At 45.2% G+C, this 15520-nt stretch carries 10 protein-coding genes; 9 read left to right on the top strand and 1 reads right to left on the bottom strand.

Features of this window, described 5'->3' with window-relative positions:
• Positions 1 to 2 precede the first annotated feature (2 nt).
• From CWM22_11675 to CWM22_11650, 6 genes are all read left to right on the top strand, one after another.
• Complete coding sequence (locus tag CWM22_11675) at positions 3 to 863, top strand: GNAT family N-acetyltransferase (protein ID AUC92507.1); 861 nt, start codon at positions 3 to 5, stop codon at positions 861 to 863.
• A gap of 1 nt (position 864) precedes the next feature.
• Complete coding sequence (locus CWM22_11670; GenBank protein AUC92506.1) at positions 865 to 1638, top strand: phosphorylase; 774 nt, start codon at positions 865 to 867, stop codon at positions 1636 to 1638.
• Complete coding sequence (locus tag CWM22_11665; GenBank protein ID AUC92505.1) at positions 1632 to 1817, top strand: hypothetical protein; 186 nt, start codon at positions 1632 to 1634, stop codon at positions 1815 to 1817. The genes CWM22_11670 and CWM22_11665 overlap by 7 nt, the downstream gene beginning before the upstream one ends.
• 10 nt (positions 1818 to 1827) lie before the next feature.
• The gene (locus CWM22_11660; GenBank protein AUC92504.1) at positions 1828 to 3171 is read left to right on the top strand and encodes a cysteine--tRNA ligase; all 1344 of its coding nucleotides are present in this window, start codon (positions 1828 to 1830) and stop codon (positions 3169 to 3171) included.
• The gene (locus CWM22_11655; protein AUC92503.1) at positions 3164 to 3562 is read left to right on the top strand and encodes a Mini-ribonuclease 3; all 399 of its coding nucleotides are present in this window, start codon (positions 3164 to 3166) and stop codon (positions 3560 to 3562) included. Before CWM22_11660 ends, CWM22_11655 begins: the two co-directional genes overlap by 8 nt.
• Positions 3563 to 3807: 245 nt before the next feature.
• Positions 3808 to 8283 carry an endo-beta-N-acetylglucosaminidase gene (locus tag CWM22_11650; GenBank protein ID AUC92502.1) on the top strand — a complete coding sequence of 1492 codons (4476 nt, stop codon included), beginning with the start codon at positions 3808 to 3810 and terminating at the stop codon, positions 8281 to 8283.
• 39 nt (positions 8284 to 8322) lie between these two features.
• Here CWM22_11650 and CWM22_11645 read toward each other — a convergent pair whose 3' ends face one another.
• Positions 8323 to 10464: an alpha-mannosidase gene (locus CWM22_11645; GenBank protein AUC92501.1), complete on the bottom strand. Its 2142-nt coding sequence runs from the start codon at positions 10462 to 10464 to the stop codon at positions 8323 to 8325.
• A gap of 245 nt (positions 10465 to 10709) precedes the next feature.
• On the opposite strand from CWM22_11645, the gene CWM22_11640 reads away from it, so the two are divergent.
• Genes CWM22_11640 through CWM22_11630 form a run of 3 tightly spaced genes read left to right on the top strand, consistent with a single transcriptional unit; the run spans position 10710 to position 15517 of the window.
• On the top strand, positions 10710 to 11996 hold the full coding sequence (locus tag CWM22_11640; GenBank protein AUC92500.1) for a metal-independent alpha-mannosidase: 1287 nt from the start codon (positions 10710 to 10712) through the stop codon (positions 11994 to 11996).
• Between the two features lies 1 nt (position 11997).
• On the top strand, positions 11998 to 14670 hold the full coding sequence (locus tag CWM22_11635; GenBank protein ID AUC92499.1) for an alpha-mannosidase: 2673 nt from the start codon (positions 11998 to 12000) through the stop codon (positions 14668 to 14670).
• The gene (locus CWM22_11630; GenBank protein ID AUC92498.1) at positions 14651 to 15517 is read left to right on the top strand and encodes an ROK family protein; all 867 of its coding nucleotides are present in this window, start codon (positions 14651 to 14653) and stop codon (positions 15515 to 15517) included. The genes CWM22_11635 and CWM22_11630 overlap by 20 nt, the downstream gene beginning before the upstream one ends.
• Positions 15518 to 15520 lie beyond the last annotated feature (3 nt).

Here is a 15520-nt window from a genome sequence, read left to right as displayed (position 1 = left end):
GCATGATAATAGCAACGAATGTCCTAAATCCCAAGCAGTTATCCGCAGCAAAAACTCTGATAAGCACTGTACAATCCCATGACGGCACCTATCGTGCCCCTTGCCTGTCAAATATGCTCAACTTTGACCCTGAAATGCCAGCTTTTTTCTTGGCCTATCAAGGTAAACAGTTGGTGGGACTCTTGACTGTGTATGCCGATGATGAGGATGTGGAACTTGCGATTATTGTGCACCCAGCCTACCGCAGACAGGGGCTGGCACGCAAGCTCTATGATTGCTACCAGATGAAGACGGCTAACTATCCTATCGCTAGTGTGACCTTTCAGACTGAACGTGTCTTTCTAGATAAGCACCCAGACCTTGCGACAGCCTGGGGCTTGGTAGAAGATACGGATACTGAGACATGGTTGGGTCGTGAACGAGTGCCTTATCAGCTCTCACAACAGGCTGAACTCACAGTAAGTTTGGCACAGGCTCACCATGCAGATAACATTGCACGTTTTCAGACACAGGTCTTTGATAGCGACTATGAGGTGGCTCTTCGTTACGCACGCGAAGCCATTGCGGATGCGGATAGCTTGCTTTATCTTTTGGAACATAGCGGAGCAGTTATCGGTTCTTGCACAGTAGATATCTCGACCGATGATAACTACCTTTACGGTTTAGCTATCGCCCCAGACCAGCAACAAAAAGGTTACGGCACTTACTTAGTCAAAGCTGTCATCAATGACCTTATCACGAAAAACGATAAACCTTTTCAAATCGCCGTCGAAGATGACAACCTCATCGCTAAGCGGCTGTATGAAAATATCGGTTTTACCAAGCAGACACAAGTGGTCTACTTAGACCCGAAAGAAGGTTGATATGCTACTAGAAGAATTTGAACCAAGTCCTGCAGTCATTGAACCGACGGACAAAGCCATTCGTGGTGGCGGTGAGGTATGTGAAACCATGATTTTCTCCTTCAATGGGGAAATCGTAGACCGTGTCCATCAGCTACCTGAAAGCAGAGAAGGTGGCTACTTAGAAAGCATTAACGGTCGCCATCCTTGGTATATCTTGGAAGGAGATGGGGTGCGAGTTGCGGTTATGTTGGCAGTCGTCGGTGCTCCCATGGCGGTTGGTCACTTGGAGGAACTGAAAGCCTGTGGCTTTGAGAATTTTATCGTTCTGGGTTCTTGTGGGGTGCTGGATTCGTCACTTGCTGCGGATAAGATTATTCTTCCTAGCTCTGCCCTACGAGATGAGGGGACTAGCTACCACTACGCCCCTGCTAGCGATGAAATCAGCTATGACCCTGCTCTGCTATTGACCATGGAAAAGGCCTTGGACCAAGCAGGAATCGAACATATTCGGGCTAAGACCTGGACGACGGATGCCTTTTATCGGGAAACGGCTGCCAAGGTCAAGCGTCGCCTAGCCGCGGGTGCCATGGTGGTCGATATGGAAGCCTCTGCTATCATGGCCTGGGCAAACTTTCGTCAGGCCAAGGTCTATCAGTTTTTCTACACGGCAGACTATGTGGACCACCACAAGAACGAGTGGGATGCCCGTCGAGAGGAAGGGACGGCTGACAGTATGACCTTCTTTGAAGTGGCCATGGCGATTGCAAGAACATTAGAAAGTACATCATGTTAAAAAAATTAGTAAGACAAAACTGGCCTTATGTGTTGACCGCCATCGGTGGAACAATTCTATCTATCCTTAAGTTTTTCCAAGGAAACTGGCAGCTAGGGATGATTTGGTTGGCAGCGACAGCTTATTGGCTGGTCAGATTGTATCAAAAGTATCAAGTCCTAAAGAATATTCAGAAGTAATGGAGAAGCTATGATTAAAATTTACGATACCATGACTCGTAGTTTGCGTGACTTTGTGCCCTTGGAAGAGGGCAAGGTCAAGATGTATGTCTGCGGACCAACGGTTTACAACTATATCCATATCGGCAATGCCCGTAGTGTCGTGGCTTTTGATACCATCCGCCGCTATTTTGAATACCGTGGCTTTGATGTAGCTTACATTTCTAACTTTACGGATGTGGATGACAAGATTATCAAAGCTGCTAATGAAGCAGGCATGACAACAAAGGATTTGTCTGATAAATTTATCGCAGCCTTCAAGGAAGATGTGGCAAAGTTAGGTGTCAAACCAGCTACCAAAAATCCTCGTGTTATCGACTACATGGATGAAATCATTGATTTTGTGCAGGTCTTGATTGACAAGGGGTACGCCTATGAAGCGGCTGGCGATGTTTATTTCCGTGTGGAAAAGGCTGAGAATTATGCTCGTTTGGCCAACAAAACCTTGTCTGACCTAGAAGCTGGGGCTTCTGGTCGTGTTGAGGGAGAAGGTCAACTCAAAGAACATCCTTTCGACTTTGCCCTGTGGAAAACTGCCAAGCCAGGCGAAGTGTCTTGGGAAAGTCCTTGGGGAGCAGGTCGTCCAGGTTGGCATATCGAGTGTTCGGTTATGGCAACAGAGATTTTGGGAGATACCATTGATATTCACGGTGGTGGTGCGGACTTGGAGTTCCCCCACCATACCAATGAAATCGCCCAGTCTGAGTGCAAAACAGGGGAAACCTTTGCCAACTACTGGATGCACAATGCCATGCTCAATATCAATGATGAGAAGATGTCCAAGTCCTTGGGCAATTTCCTGACAGCCCATGATATGTTGGAACAAATTGATGGTCAGGTCTTGCGATTCTTCCTATCTACCCAGCACTACCGCCGTCCACTCAACTACACTGAGAAGGCTATTTCAGATGCGGAAATCAATCTCAAATATCTGAAAAATACTTATACACAACCTGTGCAAAACTCTGTGGATAAGTCGGTTCTTGAATTACATCTGTCGGCCTTTGAAGCGGCAATGGATGATGATTTCAATGCGGCAAATGGGATTACGGCTATCTTTGACTTTGCCAAATGGATCAACTCAGGCAACTACGATGAAACTGTAAAAGAAGCCTTTGGAAACATGCTGCAAGTGTTCGGTATTGTCTTTGAAGAAGAAGTCTTGGACAGCGAGATTGAAGCCTTGATAGCAGAACGTCAAGCAGCGCGTGCCAATCGGGACTTTGCGACGGCTGACCGTATTCGTGATGAATTGGCAGCCCAGGGCATCAAGCTCTTGGATACCAAGGATGGTGTGAGGTGGACACGTGACTAAGGCAGTAGATGTCAATCTCATCAATGGAATTGCCCTGGCTTTTGAAGGGGATGCTGTCTATTCTATGTATGTCAGACGGCACTTGATTTTCAAGGGGCTGACCAAGCCTAATCAATTGCACGGAGAGGCTAACAAATACGTCTCTGCCAAGGCTCAGGCAAGCCTAATCTCTGCCCTCTTAGAAGCTCAGCTATTGACCGAAAAAGAGGAAGAAATCTACAAGCGGGGAAGGAATAGCCATAGTCACACCAAGGCCAAGAACGCGGACGTGGTCACCTATCGGATGTCCACAGGTTTTGAGGCGGTCTTGGGCTACCTGCACATGACCGAGCAAATCGAACGCTTGGAGGAGCTGGTGGGCTGGTGTATTGAGTTTGTAGAAAATAACTAACTAAGATAATGAGGAGGGAAACTTCCTCTTTTTTGTTTTCTCTAAACTAAAGTTCTTTTTATCTGATTTAAAGAAGGGAGCCATAAGGACTTGAAGGCCATATTTTTCCTCTGTACAATGGAGTTAATAAAACCTGATAAACTTCGTGTGATAGCTGTTCTATCAAAGGTAGCATGTGCCAACTATGATCTGGAAAGGAGGAAATTGAGAACAGCTGTTGCACTACAATTGTGTAGGAGGAAAATATGACAAAATATGATTTCGACAAACGTGAGCGATTCGGTATTCGAAAATTTACAATAGGTGCTTGTTCTGTTTTGATTGGTGCGACCTTATTTGGAACACAGGTTTCTGCGGACCAGCTAGAAAATGTGGACAGCTTGTCAGAGCCAGCTGTTGAGCTCTCTTCCGTTGTGAACGAATATGTGGAAAAGACCGAAGCTGAAGAAGGAATATCACCAAATTCAACAGATGAGAAAGCGGTGACCGAAGAGTTGAATGGAGAAGCATCTGTATCAGATAGTAGAGAAGAAAAACTGCCTTCAGCTCCGTCTGATAATTCAGAAAATAAACTAGAGGATACAGAGGAAGCGGAAGATAAAGAGGTAGATTCTTCAGATTCTGGTCTGTTGCTTTCTGATTTTCCTCAGGTAGCGGATCAAGGAATTCGTCCGAAAGAGATTAAGTTTAACAACTGGGATCAGGTGCTTGCTTGGGAGCCGGGTGCTCGTCCAGATGATGATTTGAACCGTGCTTCTGTAGAGCTGGTTGAGCGCTTTAGAGGGCATGTCGTCAATGAGAGAGCCAATGAGAATGCAAAGGTAGAAGCTCTTTCAAATACCAACTCTAAGGCGAAAGACCATGCCTCTGTTGGGGGAGAAGAGTTTAAAGCCTATGCCTTTGATTACTGGCAGTATATTGATTCAATGGTATTTTGGGAAGGCTTAATTCCTAGCCCAGATGTCATTGATGCTGGACACCGCAATGGTGTGCCTGTTTTGGGAACGATTTTCTACAATTGGTCCAGTAGTATTGAAGATCAAGAGAAGTTTGTGTCTTCTTTGAGACAGGATCCTGATGGAAGTTTTCCTGTTGCTCGTAAGTTGGTAGATATGGCTAAATACTATGGTTTCGATGGTTATTTCATTAATCAAGAGACTACAGGAAGCATGGTTCAACCACTAGGGGAAACAATGAGAAACTTCATGCTCTATACCAAGGAATATGCAGAATCGATTGGTTATCCGATAACGTATTCTTGGTATGATGCCATGACATATGAATATGGACGATATCATGAAGATGGACTTGGAGATTATAACTATCCATTTATGGAAAAAGAAGGGGAAATGGTACCGGCAGATCATTTCTTTGCAAATTTTAACTGGAATAAAGAAAAAAATGATTATTCAGTTTACATAGCAGAGTATCTTGAACGCGATCCATTCGATATCTTTGCAGGCTTAGAATTACAAAGAGGAGGCTCCTATAATTCTCAGATAAATTGGGATGCTCTGTTTGATGAAAATGGGAAATTGAGATTATCACTCGGTCTGTTTGCGCCAGATACCATTACAAGTTTGGGTGCGACGGGTGAGGATTATCATGAGAATGAGAATATCTTCTTTACAGGCTATCAAGGTGATCCAACCAAACAGAAACCTTCGGATAAAAATTGGTATGGCTTGGCCAATCTCATTGCGGATAAGACGGCTATTACAAGCAGTAATTTTAATAGTTCCTTTAATACAGGGCACGGGAAAAAATGGTTTGTAGATGGCAAGGTTGCCAAAGATGGGGAATGGAATTATCGCTCTGTGTCTGGTATTTTACCAACCTGGCGGTGGTGGATTGAAGCAAGTGGTGAAAAGCTTGCTGCGGCTTATGATTTTGATGATGCCTATAATGGGGGCAACTCTCTTCGTTTTACAGGCGATTTGGAAAAAGATGGTAAGCAGGAAATTAAGTTGTATTCCACCAAGATTCCTCTATCAGAAACAAGTCGTTTGAGGGTTGCGCACAAAGGAGGGCAAGGTACAAATATCTCCCTAGCTCTAGCGCTTGAACCAGATTATCAATTTGCGAATAAAGAAGCGTGGCGCTTGCTTAAACTATCAGGAGATTGGCAAGATCAGACCTTTGATTTATCTAGTCTGGCAGGAAAGACAGTGTACGGTGTCCAAGTGGTTGTTGAAAATGAAGCAGCGCTGTCAGATTTTGATTTTCGTTTAGGGCAGTTGGCTATATATGACCAGGAAAATTCACCTACTGCACCGAAAGATGGCCAAGTCCTTGCTAAGCGATTGAAGAATGCCCAAGATGCTGAAGCTGTGATTAGCTTTACAGGGACAGATGATGCAGACTATTATGAAGTATATGCGCAGGTCGACGGACAGTGGAAATTGCTGACAGGTTCTTCTAATACAAGGATTTACCTCCCTCAGCTAGTTCGTTCTGCACAGGCAGAAGGTCGAACCCAAGCTTTGAAAGTTCATGCCGTTGGGAAAAATGGTTTGCGTTCGGAAGCAGGGGAGTTTATCTTTGATTGGGAAATGACGGTGAAAGATACTAGCCTTCCTAAACCATTGGCAGAAAACATTGTTCTCGGAGCAGAAGTCATCGGTTCAAGTTTTGCTAAAAAAGAAGGTGGAGAAGGCATTGAGGGCATGTTGAATGGGACCATTACCAGTCTGTCAGATAAATGGTCTTCCCATCAATTGAGTGGCCATGTAGATATTCGTTTGACCCAACCTCGGACAGTCGTGCGATGGGCTATGGATCATGCTGGTGCAGGTGGTGAATCGGTCAATGATGGCTTAATGAACACCAAGGATTTCGATCTCTATTATAAAAATGAGAATGGTGATTGGGTGTTAGCCAAAGAAGTTCGTGGCAATCGTGATCATGTGACAGACATCGTATTGGACAAGCCAATTCGAGCGCAGGAATGGCGTTTGGATGTCTTGACTTCTGATAATGGTACTCCTTGGAAGGCCATTCGTATTTATAATTGGCGTATGTATGAAGAATTGGACATGGAGACACCAAATATTCCGATGGTCCATGCTGTTGCTCGTCATCTCGGTAATCATCAGATTCAAGTAGGTTTCAAGGATGTCCCTGCCAATCGGAAAATAGCGCTTTATTCTAGTCCAGATGCCGTAAAACCACTAGCAGAATTGGAAACGACAGAGTCAGGAAATCTTATATTCGACCCGATTCGCTTTGAGTCCTTGCCTGAGTTCATTTACTACCGTACTCTGGAGGAAGGAAAGGATTGGAGCAATCTATTGGCCATTCGCGTTCCGCAAGGTGAAAAAGTCGTGAAAGCGATGGAATGGATAGCTCCCCTAGAGAAAAAAGTTTACCGACAAGGTAGTCCTTTATCGCTTGCAGGAGCACAATTCCGTGTAGTTTTTGAAGGAGATTGGCCTGCTGAACGGGTGAATACCACCAATCCGGCAGTTACAGTAAGGGGATTTGATCCGCAAAAATTAGGTGAACAAACATTGACCGTTTCCTATCTAGGAGAAACACTTGCTCAGCCACTGATGGTATATGTTGTTGAAGATATAGCCCAGGGTGAGAAAAAAGCAGTCGGTCTAGAAATCCAACAGTTACCAAAAGTGCAGTATGTTGTAGGAGATGATTTGGATGTCACAAATGGTCGATTTGCTATTATCTATGACGATGAGTCAACTCAGTCCTTCTCTTTGACAGAAGCTGGAGTAGAAATTGTTGGTTTCGATTCCCGTAAAGAGGGGCGTCAGAGCCTAGGTTTGCGGTATGCTGGTTTGGAAACTTCATTTGATGTCCTTGTTTCACCGAAGCCAATCGTCAATGATGAGTATCTAAAGCAGAAAATAGCAGAAATTGAGGCTCTACAAACCCAAACAGCCTATCTCTATTCTAGTGAGCAGACACAACTTGCCTTGCAAACTGCCTTGGAAGAAGCTAAGTCTGTGGTAGCAGATACCAATCGGACAGTCGAGCAGGTTGAAGCCGCTCAAACTCTTTTAGAGAAACAGTTAGGAGAGCTGGATGGGGAGAAACTTTACCAAGCAGATCATGGGCGTCTCAATCAGCTAATTCAAGAGGTGAAAGGAATAGATAGGCCTATAAATTCTTCTGAGCTGAGTTCTTTACATGAAAAAACTGAGAAAATTTTGGGTTCGGATAGTATTCGTCCAGATGAGATGAAGGAGCTGCTCAGTGAATGGACTGATTTGTTTGAACAGTCTAGTCTGGTAACGCATGTCGGTACAACAGATTTAATGGAGTCTAAGAATTTACTAGCTCCTGAAAAACCGAGGATGGATTTGACCTATGAGCTGGTGCCGAGACAAATCATCAAACGGATCAGTACTGATTTGCCACTGGGCAAAGAGCGAATTGTTCAGGAGGGGGCTGATGGTCAAATGATGGTAGCTCACCTAGTCTATAGTGATGGCCGTCGCGAGCTGTATTCACGAACAGTTGCTGATGAGAGTCAGCCGAAAATTGTGGAGGTCGGCAGCGGTTTGCCTATCCAGCAAGAGAAGAATTTAATGGTAGAAAATAGCCTGCAGGTTGAAAAGCAGTTCAGAGATGTTTCTCTGCAGAAGGGCGGTCTTCCACAAACTGGTGATACCTATCAGGAGAAGTATGTCCTTCTTGGGTTAGTTGGTGTGGCTCTGGCTGGCCTATCTCAGTTAGCTAAGCTTAGAAAACAAGGTGAATAAAATAAATAGTCAGGGGTTGCTCCCTGACTATTTATTTTTCTAAGAGTGTGCCTCGTTACTTGGTAGTATAGATAGGTCAAATTCTAGGCAGTTTGATTTTATCAGTTGGTCATGCTTGATGGTTTGGACGACTTGTTTGTCTAATGAAACTTGCTTGACAAACTGGAAATTTGCATCGCTTTTTGGAGTAGAAATGGTCAGCTTGTGTTGATCTGCAAGTAGCAAGTCTACTTCCTTAAAATGCGGTAGTCCGATTTGGTAGTCGGCTTTTCCAGGACAGACAGGGTAGAATCCTAGACAGGAGAAAATGTACCAGGCTGAGAGGCTACCGTTATCCTCGTCACCTGGATAGGCTTGAAAACCTGTCTTGAAAGCTGTTTGTCTGATTTTGTGAATGAGTAGACTAGTGTATTCTGGTTTTGTGGACCATTGGAAAAGATAAGGGATATGGAAGCTCGGTTGATTTGAAATAGCAAGCTGACCGAGATTGACTTGCGCCATTTCCGACATTTCGTGGATTTCGTAGCCGTATTGTTCAGGTGAGAAATAGGGCTCCTGATTACAGAGCTGGATCAGATAGGTGGTAAAGGCTTCTTTTCCGCCCATCAATTCTATCAGTCCATCGATGTCTTGAAAGACGGACAGGGTTGCTTGTAGGACAGAGCATTCGGCATAGTCTCTTCCCCAGCTTAGAGGGGAAAAATCTGCTCGGAATTGTTTCTGTCTATCCTTGGCACGCATGAGACCTGTTTGGCTATCGAATAACTGTCGGTAGCCGAGGCTCATTTGAGCGTATTGTTTAGCCAGTTGGTCCTGCCCCAGTTTTTCTGCTACTTGGCTGATAGCCCAATCACTGTAGGCATAATCAAGAGAATGGCTAACGGATTCATTGAAATCTAGAGGGAGATAGCCTAATTGGCGATAGATCTGACTACCATGGCGACCGTAACGTTGATCCGCATCGGTCTTTTGACTGGTTTCAATCATGGCTTGGAGAAAATCTTCCATCAAATCAGGAACAAGTCCCTTGCAGGCCGCATCAGCAATGACTCCATCCACAAGAGTTCCTGGCATGATACCGCGCTCGTCTGGCGATAGCCATTTGGGTAAAAATCCAGTATCTCGATAGTGTTGGAGAATGCCGTGGAGAAACTCTTCCAAATAGTCTGGGTAGATAAGTGAAAGCAGAGGATAGGAGGAGCGGAAGGTGTCCCAGTAGCCGTTGTTGGTGAAAAATTTACCTAGTTTGGCCTGATTGCTGATAGGGTCGAAATGAATGGCTTGTCCATCAGGACTAGGTTCATAGAAAGTCTGTGGGTAAAGTAGGCAACGATAGAGGCAGTGGTAGAAGAAGTTAATGTCCTCTGTTTTTTTGTCACGAATTTGAATACGTCCTAGTAGTTGGTTCCACGTCTTTTCGGCTTGTTTTTGGGCTTGGGGGAAGTCAGGAACATCTTTTAATAGAAAGGCGGCCTGCTCAGGGCTGATAAAAGAGGTGGCCAAACGCCCCTTGATAGAAGTGCTTGAGAAGTTGATGCGAACATGCAAATCTTCTCCCACCACTTCCGTTTTAGCTATCTTGCGATCCTTGACCAGATGATAACATTCTGTTATTTCCTCTTCAAATTCTAGGAGAGCATACATGCAGAAATCAGGTGATTGGCAGGCGCTGACCTGAAAAATCTGAATGAGGAGTTGGTGAGGATTGAGCAGTCGATAAATGGATTTTCCAGATGAATAGAAGACCATTCCGATAGGCTGGTTAGCAAAAGACGCTATCTCAAAACTGGCTCCGTATCGGCTGGGAGCTAAACGGCTTATCAAGCGAAAGCGATTGGATTGTAATTGGAGGAGGTCAGGTCGAAAAATAGCCTGATCCAGTTGGTAGCTAGATTGACGGTGAAAGAGGCTATCTCGGCTCAATTCGCCTGTGACAGGCGTCAATAGGAGGGAGGCAAAATCTCCCAACCAAGGACTGGGTTGATGGGTTAAGCGAATGCCCTGATAGACAGGTTCATAGGGATTGAACCACCAGTTTCCAGTCTGGTCGCTGGTCTGGGGAGCAAAATAATTCATGCCGAAAGGGACCCCTGTCAATGGCAGGGTGTTACCGTTTGAAAAGGCATGTGAGTTATAAGTACCATAGCGGATGTCAATGGTTGAAACGATGGAGGTATACATAGGCTATCCTTTTCTTTTTTTATTGATAATAAGTGGTGTCTCCTTATTATATAGAGAAAGGGAAAGAAAAGAAAGCGTTTTCCAAAACTGGCAATATTTGTGTAAAAATGCGTTTAATTTGTGTATAGGATTTGCATATAGAATTGTATAGACTGATACTAGGAACCTTGTATCTAATGAAAATTATATGGATTTGCCAGATAGAGGTTGGAAGAACTCTGAGCAAAGGATAAAAAGGAGAAATCATGTTTTACACAAAAGAAATCATAGAGAACTGGCTGATAGGCATTCAGAAGAAAACAGCAGACCACCCAAGCTGGGGGAGTGTATTTGAAAGGTGTTATACGGATACGCTTGACAGGACCATTAGTCAACTGGAAGATGGGACTACTTTTGTCTTAACGGGGGACATTCCAGCCATGTGGTTGAGGGACTCGACAGCTCAAGTCAAACCCTATTTAGCCTTGGCTAGAAAAGATGAGAAATTACGCCAGATGATTCTAGGTCTGGTAGAGAGGCAAATGGCTTTTATTTTGATGGATCCATATGCCAATGCCTTTAATCAGGCAGCCAATGGGCGGGGGCACCAGACCGACCACACTCAGATGGGACCCTGGATTTGGGAGCGGAAATATGAGGTAGATTCTCTCTGCTATCCCCTTCAATTAGCCTATCTACTTTGGAAAGCGACAGGGGAAACCAGTCATTTTAACCAGACCTTCTTTGGGGCAGCTGAAAAAATTGTTCAACTCTGGAAATTGGAGCAGCACCATGAAAACTCCCCTTATAACTTTGAACGGGACACTGATCGGCTAGAGGATACCCTCACGCACCAAGGAAAAGGGGCTCCCTGCACCTATACAGGGATGACTTGGTCCGGTTTTCGTCCAAGCGATGACGCCTGTATCTACCCTTACCTCATCCCCTCAAATATGTTTGCGGTCGTCGTCTTGGGTTATTTAGGGGAAATAGCAGAGCAGTTTGCCAGTGAGGCATTCTCAGATTTAGCAGAGCGTGCCAGACAGTTGGCGCAGGAAATTGACCAGGGGATTCGGACCTTCGGGCTGACCAAGAATCAGGCGGGAGAAACCATTTTTGCCTATGAAGTAGACGGCTTGGGCAATCAGTCTATCATGGATGACCCCAATGTCCCTAGCTTGTTGGCGGCTCCCTATCTAGGATACTGTCAGAAAGATGATCCCATCTATTTGGCAACCCGTCGGACTATTTTAAGTCAAGAAAATCCCTATTACTACGAGGGCGACTATGCTGCGGGTCTTGGTTCCAGTCATACCTTCTATCGCTATATTTGGCCGATTGCCTTGGCTATTCAAGGATTGACAACGGATGACAAGGAAGAAAAAGCGCGCTTGCTGGATACCATGATAGCCTGTGATGGCGGTACTGGGCTGATGCATGAGAGTTTCCATGTGGATGATCCGACGCTTTACTCCAGAGAGTGGTTCTCCTGGGCAAATATGATGTTTTGCGAATTGGTTTTAGATTATTATGATATACGACCGGAGGAATAAAATGGGAAAAGAAACGGTTCATATTATTTCACATAGCCACTGGGATAGGGAGTGGTATCTTCCTTTGGAAGAGCATCGGATGCGCTTAGTAGAGCTGTTTGATGACCTATTTGACTTATTTGAAACAGATCCTGAGTTTAGGAGTTTTCATCTAGATGGACAGACCATTGTCCTAGATGACTATCTGGAAATTCGTCCGCAGAATCGAGAGTTATTGAAGAAATACATTCAAGACGGTCGGTTAATTATTGGTCCCTTTTACATCTTGCAGGATGATTACCTCATCACCAGCGAGGCCAATATGCGCAATACCCTTCTGGGTCACTTGGAAAGCAAGAAGTGGGGACGGGCTCCGAAGATTGGCTATTATCCAGATACTTTCGGCAATATGGGACAGGCTCCTCAGCTACTGCGTCAGGCTGGTATAGATGTGGCCTTGTTTGGTCGTGGGGTCAAACCAGTTGGCTTTGATAATCAGGTTCTGGGAGATGACCAATTCCAGTCCACTTTCTCGGAGATGATTTGGGAGGGGGCAGATGGCAGTCAGGTTCTGGGAATTTTATTTGCTAACTGGTACAGCAATGGCAATGAAATTCCAGTTGATGAGGAAGAAGCGCGTGTTTTTTGGGAGAAAAAATTGGCAGATGTCCGCAAATACGCATCAACCTCCCACTATCTGCTGATGAATGGCTGTGATCACCAGCCTGTCCAGAAAAATCTCAGCCAAGCTTTACGACTGGCTCGAAAACTGTATCCAGATATAGACTTTGTTCATTCAAGCTTTGAAGAATATATTGCAGCTGTCAAGGAAGAGTTACCAGTAGACCTCAGTCGTGTCAAGGGAGAATTGACTAGCCAGGAAACAGATGGCTGGTACACCTTGGCAAATACGGCCTCTTCGAGAATTTATCTCAAGCAGGCCAATGATCAGGCCAGCCAGCTCTTGGAACAAGTTGTAGAACCCTTGGTGGTGATAACAGGAGATAAGGTGCCCAGAGATGAGTTGCGCTATGCCTGGAAACTCTTGTTGCAGAATGCCCCCCATGATAGCATCTGTGGTTGTAGCGTAGACCAAGTGCATAGTGAGATGGAAACCCGCTTTAAGAAGGTCAAGCAAGTCGCTCATTTCCTGAGCCAGCGCTCCCTAGACAGGTGGGAAAAGCAGGTGGATTCTAGCCAATTAGACGGCTTACTATTTACGGTTTTCAATACTACAGCCTGCCGACAAACCCAGCTAGTAGAGCTTGATTTGGTGGTTGAACAGGAGGATTTCCGAGATGGGCAGTTAGAACAACACTTCCAGTCCATGGCAGCTATTCCTCTGCCAGCCTTGGGTCTCTTTACCAGTCAAGGCCAAGAGGTAGAAGCGACCATCGAAGATCTAGGTGTCAACTTCCGCTACGATTTACCAAAAGATGCTTTTCGCTCTGCCAATTTTGCCCGCCAGATTAGTGTCCGCTTTGTAGTGGAAAATCAGGCACCATTTTCATGGCAGACCTACCAAGTCAAGCCGATTGTTGATACTCGGGTGAGCAATAGTTTAAGTGAACAGTTTGAGAATGATTACTACCGTATTGACGTGGTGGATGGTCAGCTCTTGCTAGAAGACAAGAGAACGGGTCAAACCTATAAAGACTGGCTCCGCTTTGAAGATTGTGGGGATCTGGGCAATGAATATATCTTCATGGCGCCTAAGAATGACCAACCACTCTATGGTCAGATAGAGGACTTCAGTCTTGTCTACCAAACAGAAGCGGTCAGCATTGCCAAGGTCACTCACCGCCTACAACTGCCAATAGCTATGGAAACAAGTCTGGAAGATGAACAGAAGCGCCTGGTAGAATTTAAACATCGAACATCTCAAAGGAGTCAGGAAAAGAAAGACTTGCTCCTTACCACCTATCTGACCCTCTACCGCCATCAACCCCAAATTCGCATTCAGACCGATTTCCACAACCAAATCAAGGACCATCGCTTACGAGCAGTCTTTGATATTGGAATAGAAGCAGAGAACCACTTGGCGGATTCCATCTTTGAAGTCGTTGAACGCCCAAATCAGCCACATCCAGCTTGGGAAAATCCGTCCAATCCTCAGCGTCATCGCAGTTTTATTAGTCTATCAGATGGTCGACAAGCCATGACCGTTTCGAGCAAGGGCCTACATGAGTATGAAATCCTAGATAGGGGCAAGATAGCTTTGACACTACTTCGTGCGACTGGAGAGCTAGGAGATTGGGGCTACTTCCCAACACCAGAAGCCCAGTGTTTGAGAGAATGTCAGTTGGATTATGCCCTTGAAATTTGCCCAGTAGAGGAAGGTTTTGCCAGTTTCCAAAGAGCACAAGCCTTCCAAGGACACTTGCTAACCAAACAGTTGACCAACCATAGTGGGCATCTGCCATGTGATCATCAGTTTTTGAGCCATCCAGCACTGGAAGAGGACCGCTTATGCGTGACTTCTTTGAAGGTGGCAGAGACTTCGGACCGCATTCTGCTCCGTTACTACAATATGAGTCAGGAGCAGTTAGCAGATTGGAGCGAGTGGACTGAGGGGGTTGATTTGCTAGAAGAACCACTAGAGGATTTGCCGGCTAGGATTGAACCTCAGGCAATCCGAACAGAGGTCATTGGCTATCTTGAAAAGGAGAAAGAATATGGTAGTAGCCTGTTTTGACATTGGAGGTACGGGTATAAAAGCGGCCCTGATTGGTTCAGATAAGCAGATCAACCATCGACAGGAATGGTCAACACCGGCCAGTTTAGAGGAATTGTTAGGGCTTATGAATAGTGTTATTCAGCCTGTAGAGGACTTGGAGGCTATTTCTTTAAGTATCCCTGGAGCGGTAGACCTTGAAACAGGTGTCATCCAGGGGCTGAGTGCCGTTCCTTATATCCATGGTGTATCTTGGTATGAGTTATTAAGTCAGTATGGCTGTCCTGTGTATTTGGAAAATGATGCCAATTGTGTAGGGCTGAGTGAATTGGCTGTTGATGACCAGTTATCGACTTTTGCCTGTGTCGTCTGTGGTACGGGTATCGGTGGTGCCTTGATTGTGGATAGAAAACTCATCCGAGGGAAACAAGGTTTCGGTGGCGAATTTGGCTACATGCTGATTGCTACTGGAAAGGGACCTCTCAAAAACTGGTCCCAACTGGCTTCGACAGGGAGTTTGGTCAGACAGGTTGCTAGTCAGTATGAGGAAGCTGTGGAAGATTGGAATGGCAAGCGGATTTTTGAACTAGCAGAACAGGGAGATGAGGTATGTCAATTAGCCATTGAAGAAATGACACGCAATCTGGCCTATGGCATTTTAAATATCTCCTATTTCCTTGAGCCAGAAGTGCTGGTTATGGGTGGTTCTATTAGTCAAAATCCAGTCTTTATTCAAGCCATTCAGGAGCAACTAGAGGCTATTCAAAAGGAATATCCAGAAGAATTTCCTTATCTACCTGCCATTCGTGCCTGTCACTATCAGCAGGATGCCAATCTCATGGGTGCTTATATGAAAACCCTACAATAAGGA

It is taken from the genome of Streptococcus suis, from assembly GCA_002831545.1.
GTDB classification, from domain to species: Bacteria; Bacillota; Bacilli; order Lactobacillales; family Streptococcaceae; genus Streptococcus; species Streptococcus suis_P.
The sequence above is the reverse complement of the archived record's forward strand: the minus strand, read 5'-3'. Positions and strand labels throughout refer to the sequence as shown.

Excerpts from the sequence above, each read along its gene's own strand:
- CWM22_11675 (AUC92507.1), top strand. The coding sequence starts at position 3 with ATGATAATAGCAACGAATGTCCTAAATCCCAAGCAGTTATCCGCAGCA.
- CWM22_11670 (AUC92506.1), top strand. The coding sequence starts at position 865 with ATGCTACTAGAAGAATTTGAACCAAGTCCTGCAGTCATTGAACCGACG.
- CWM22_11665 (AUC92505.1), top strand. The coding sequence starts at position 1,632 with ATGTTAAAAAAATTAGTAAGACAAAACTGGCCTTATGTGTTGACCGCC.
- CWM22_11660 (AUC92504.1), top strand. The coding sequence starts at position 1,828 with ATGATTAAAATTTACGATACCATGACTCGTAGTTTGCGTGACTTTGTG.
- CWM22_11650 (AUC92502.1), top strand. The coding sequence starts at position 3,808 with ATGACAAAATATGATTTCGACAAACGTGAGCGATTCGGTATTCGAAAA.
- CWM22_11645 (AUC92501.1), bottom strand. The coding sequence starts at position 10,464 with ATGTATACCTCCATCGTTTCAACCATTGACATCCGCTATGGTACTTAT.
- CWM22_11640 (AUC92500.1), top strand. The coding sequence starts at position 10,710 with ATGTTTTACACAAAAGAAATCATAGAGAACTGGCTGATAGGCATTCAG.
- CWM22_11635 (AUC92499.1), top strand. The coding sequence starts at position 11,998 with ATGGGAAAAGAAACGGTTCATATTATTTCACATAGCCACTGGGATAGG.
- CWM22_11630 (AUC92498.1), top strand. The coding sequence starts at position 14,651 with ATGGTAGTAGCCTGTTTTGACATTGGAGGTACGGGTATAAAAGCGGCC.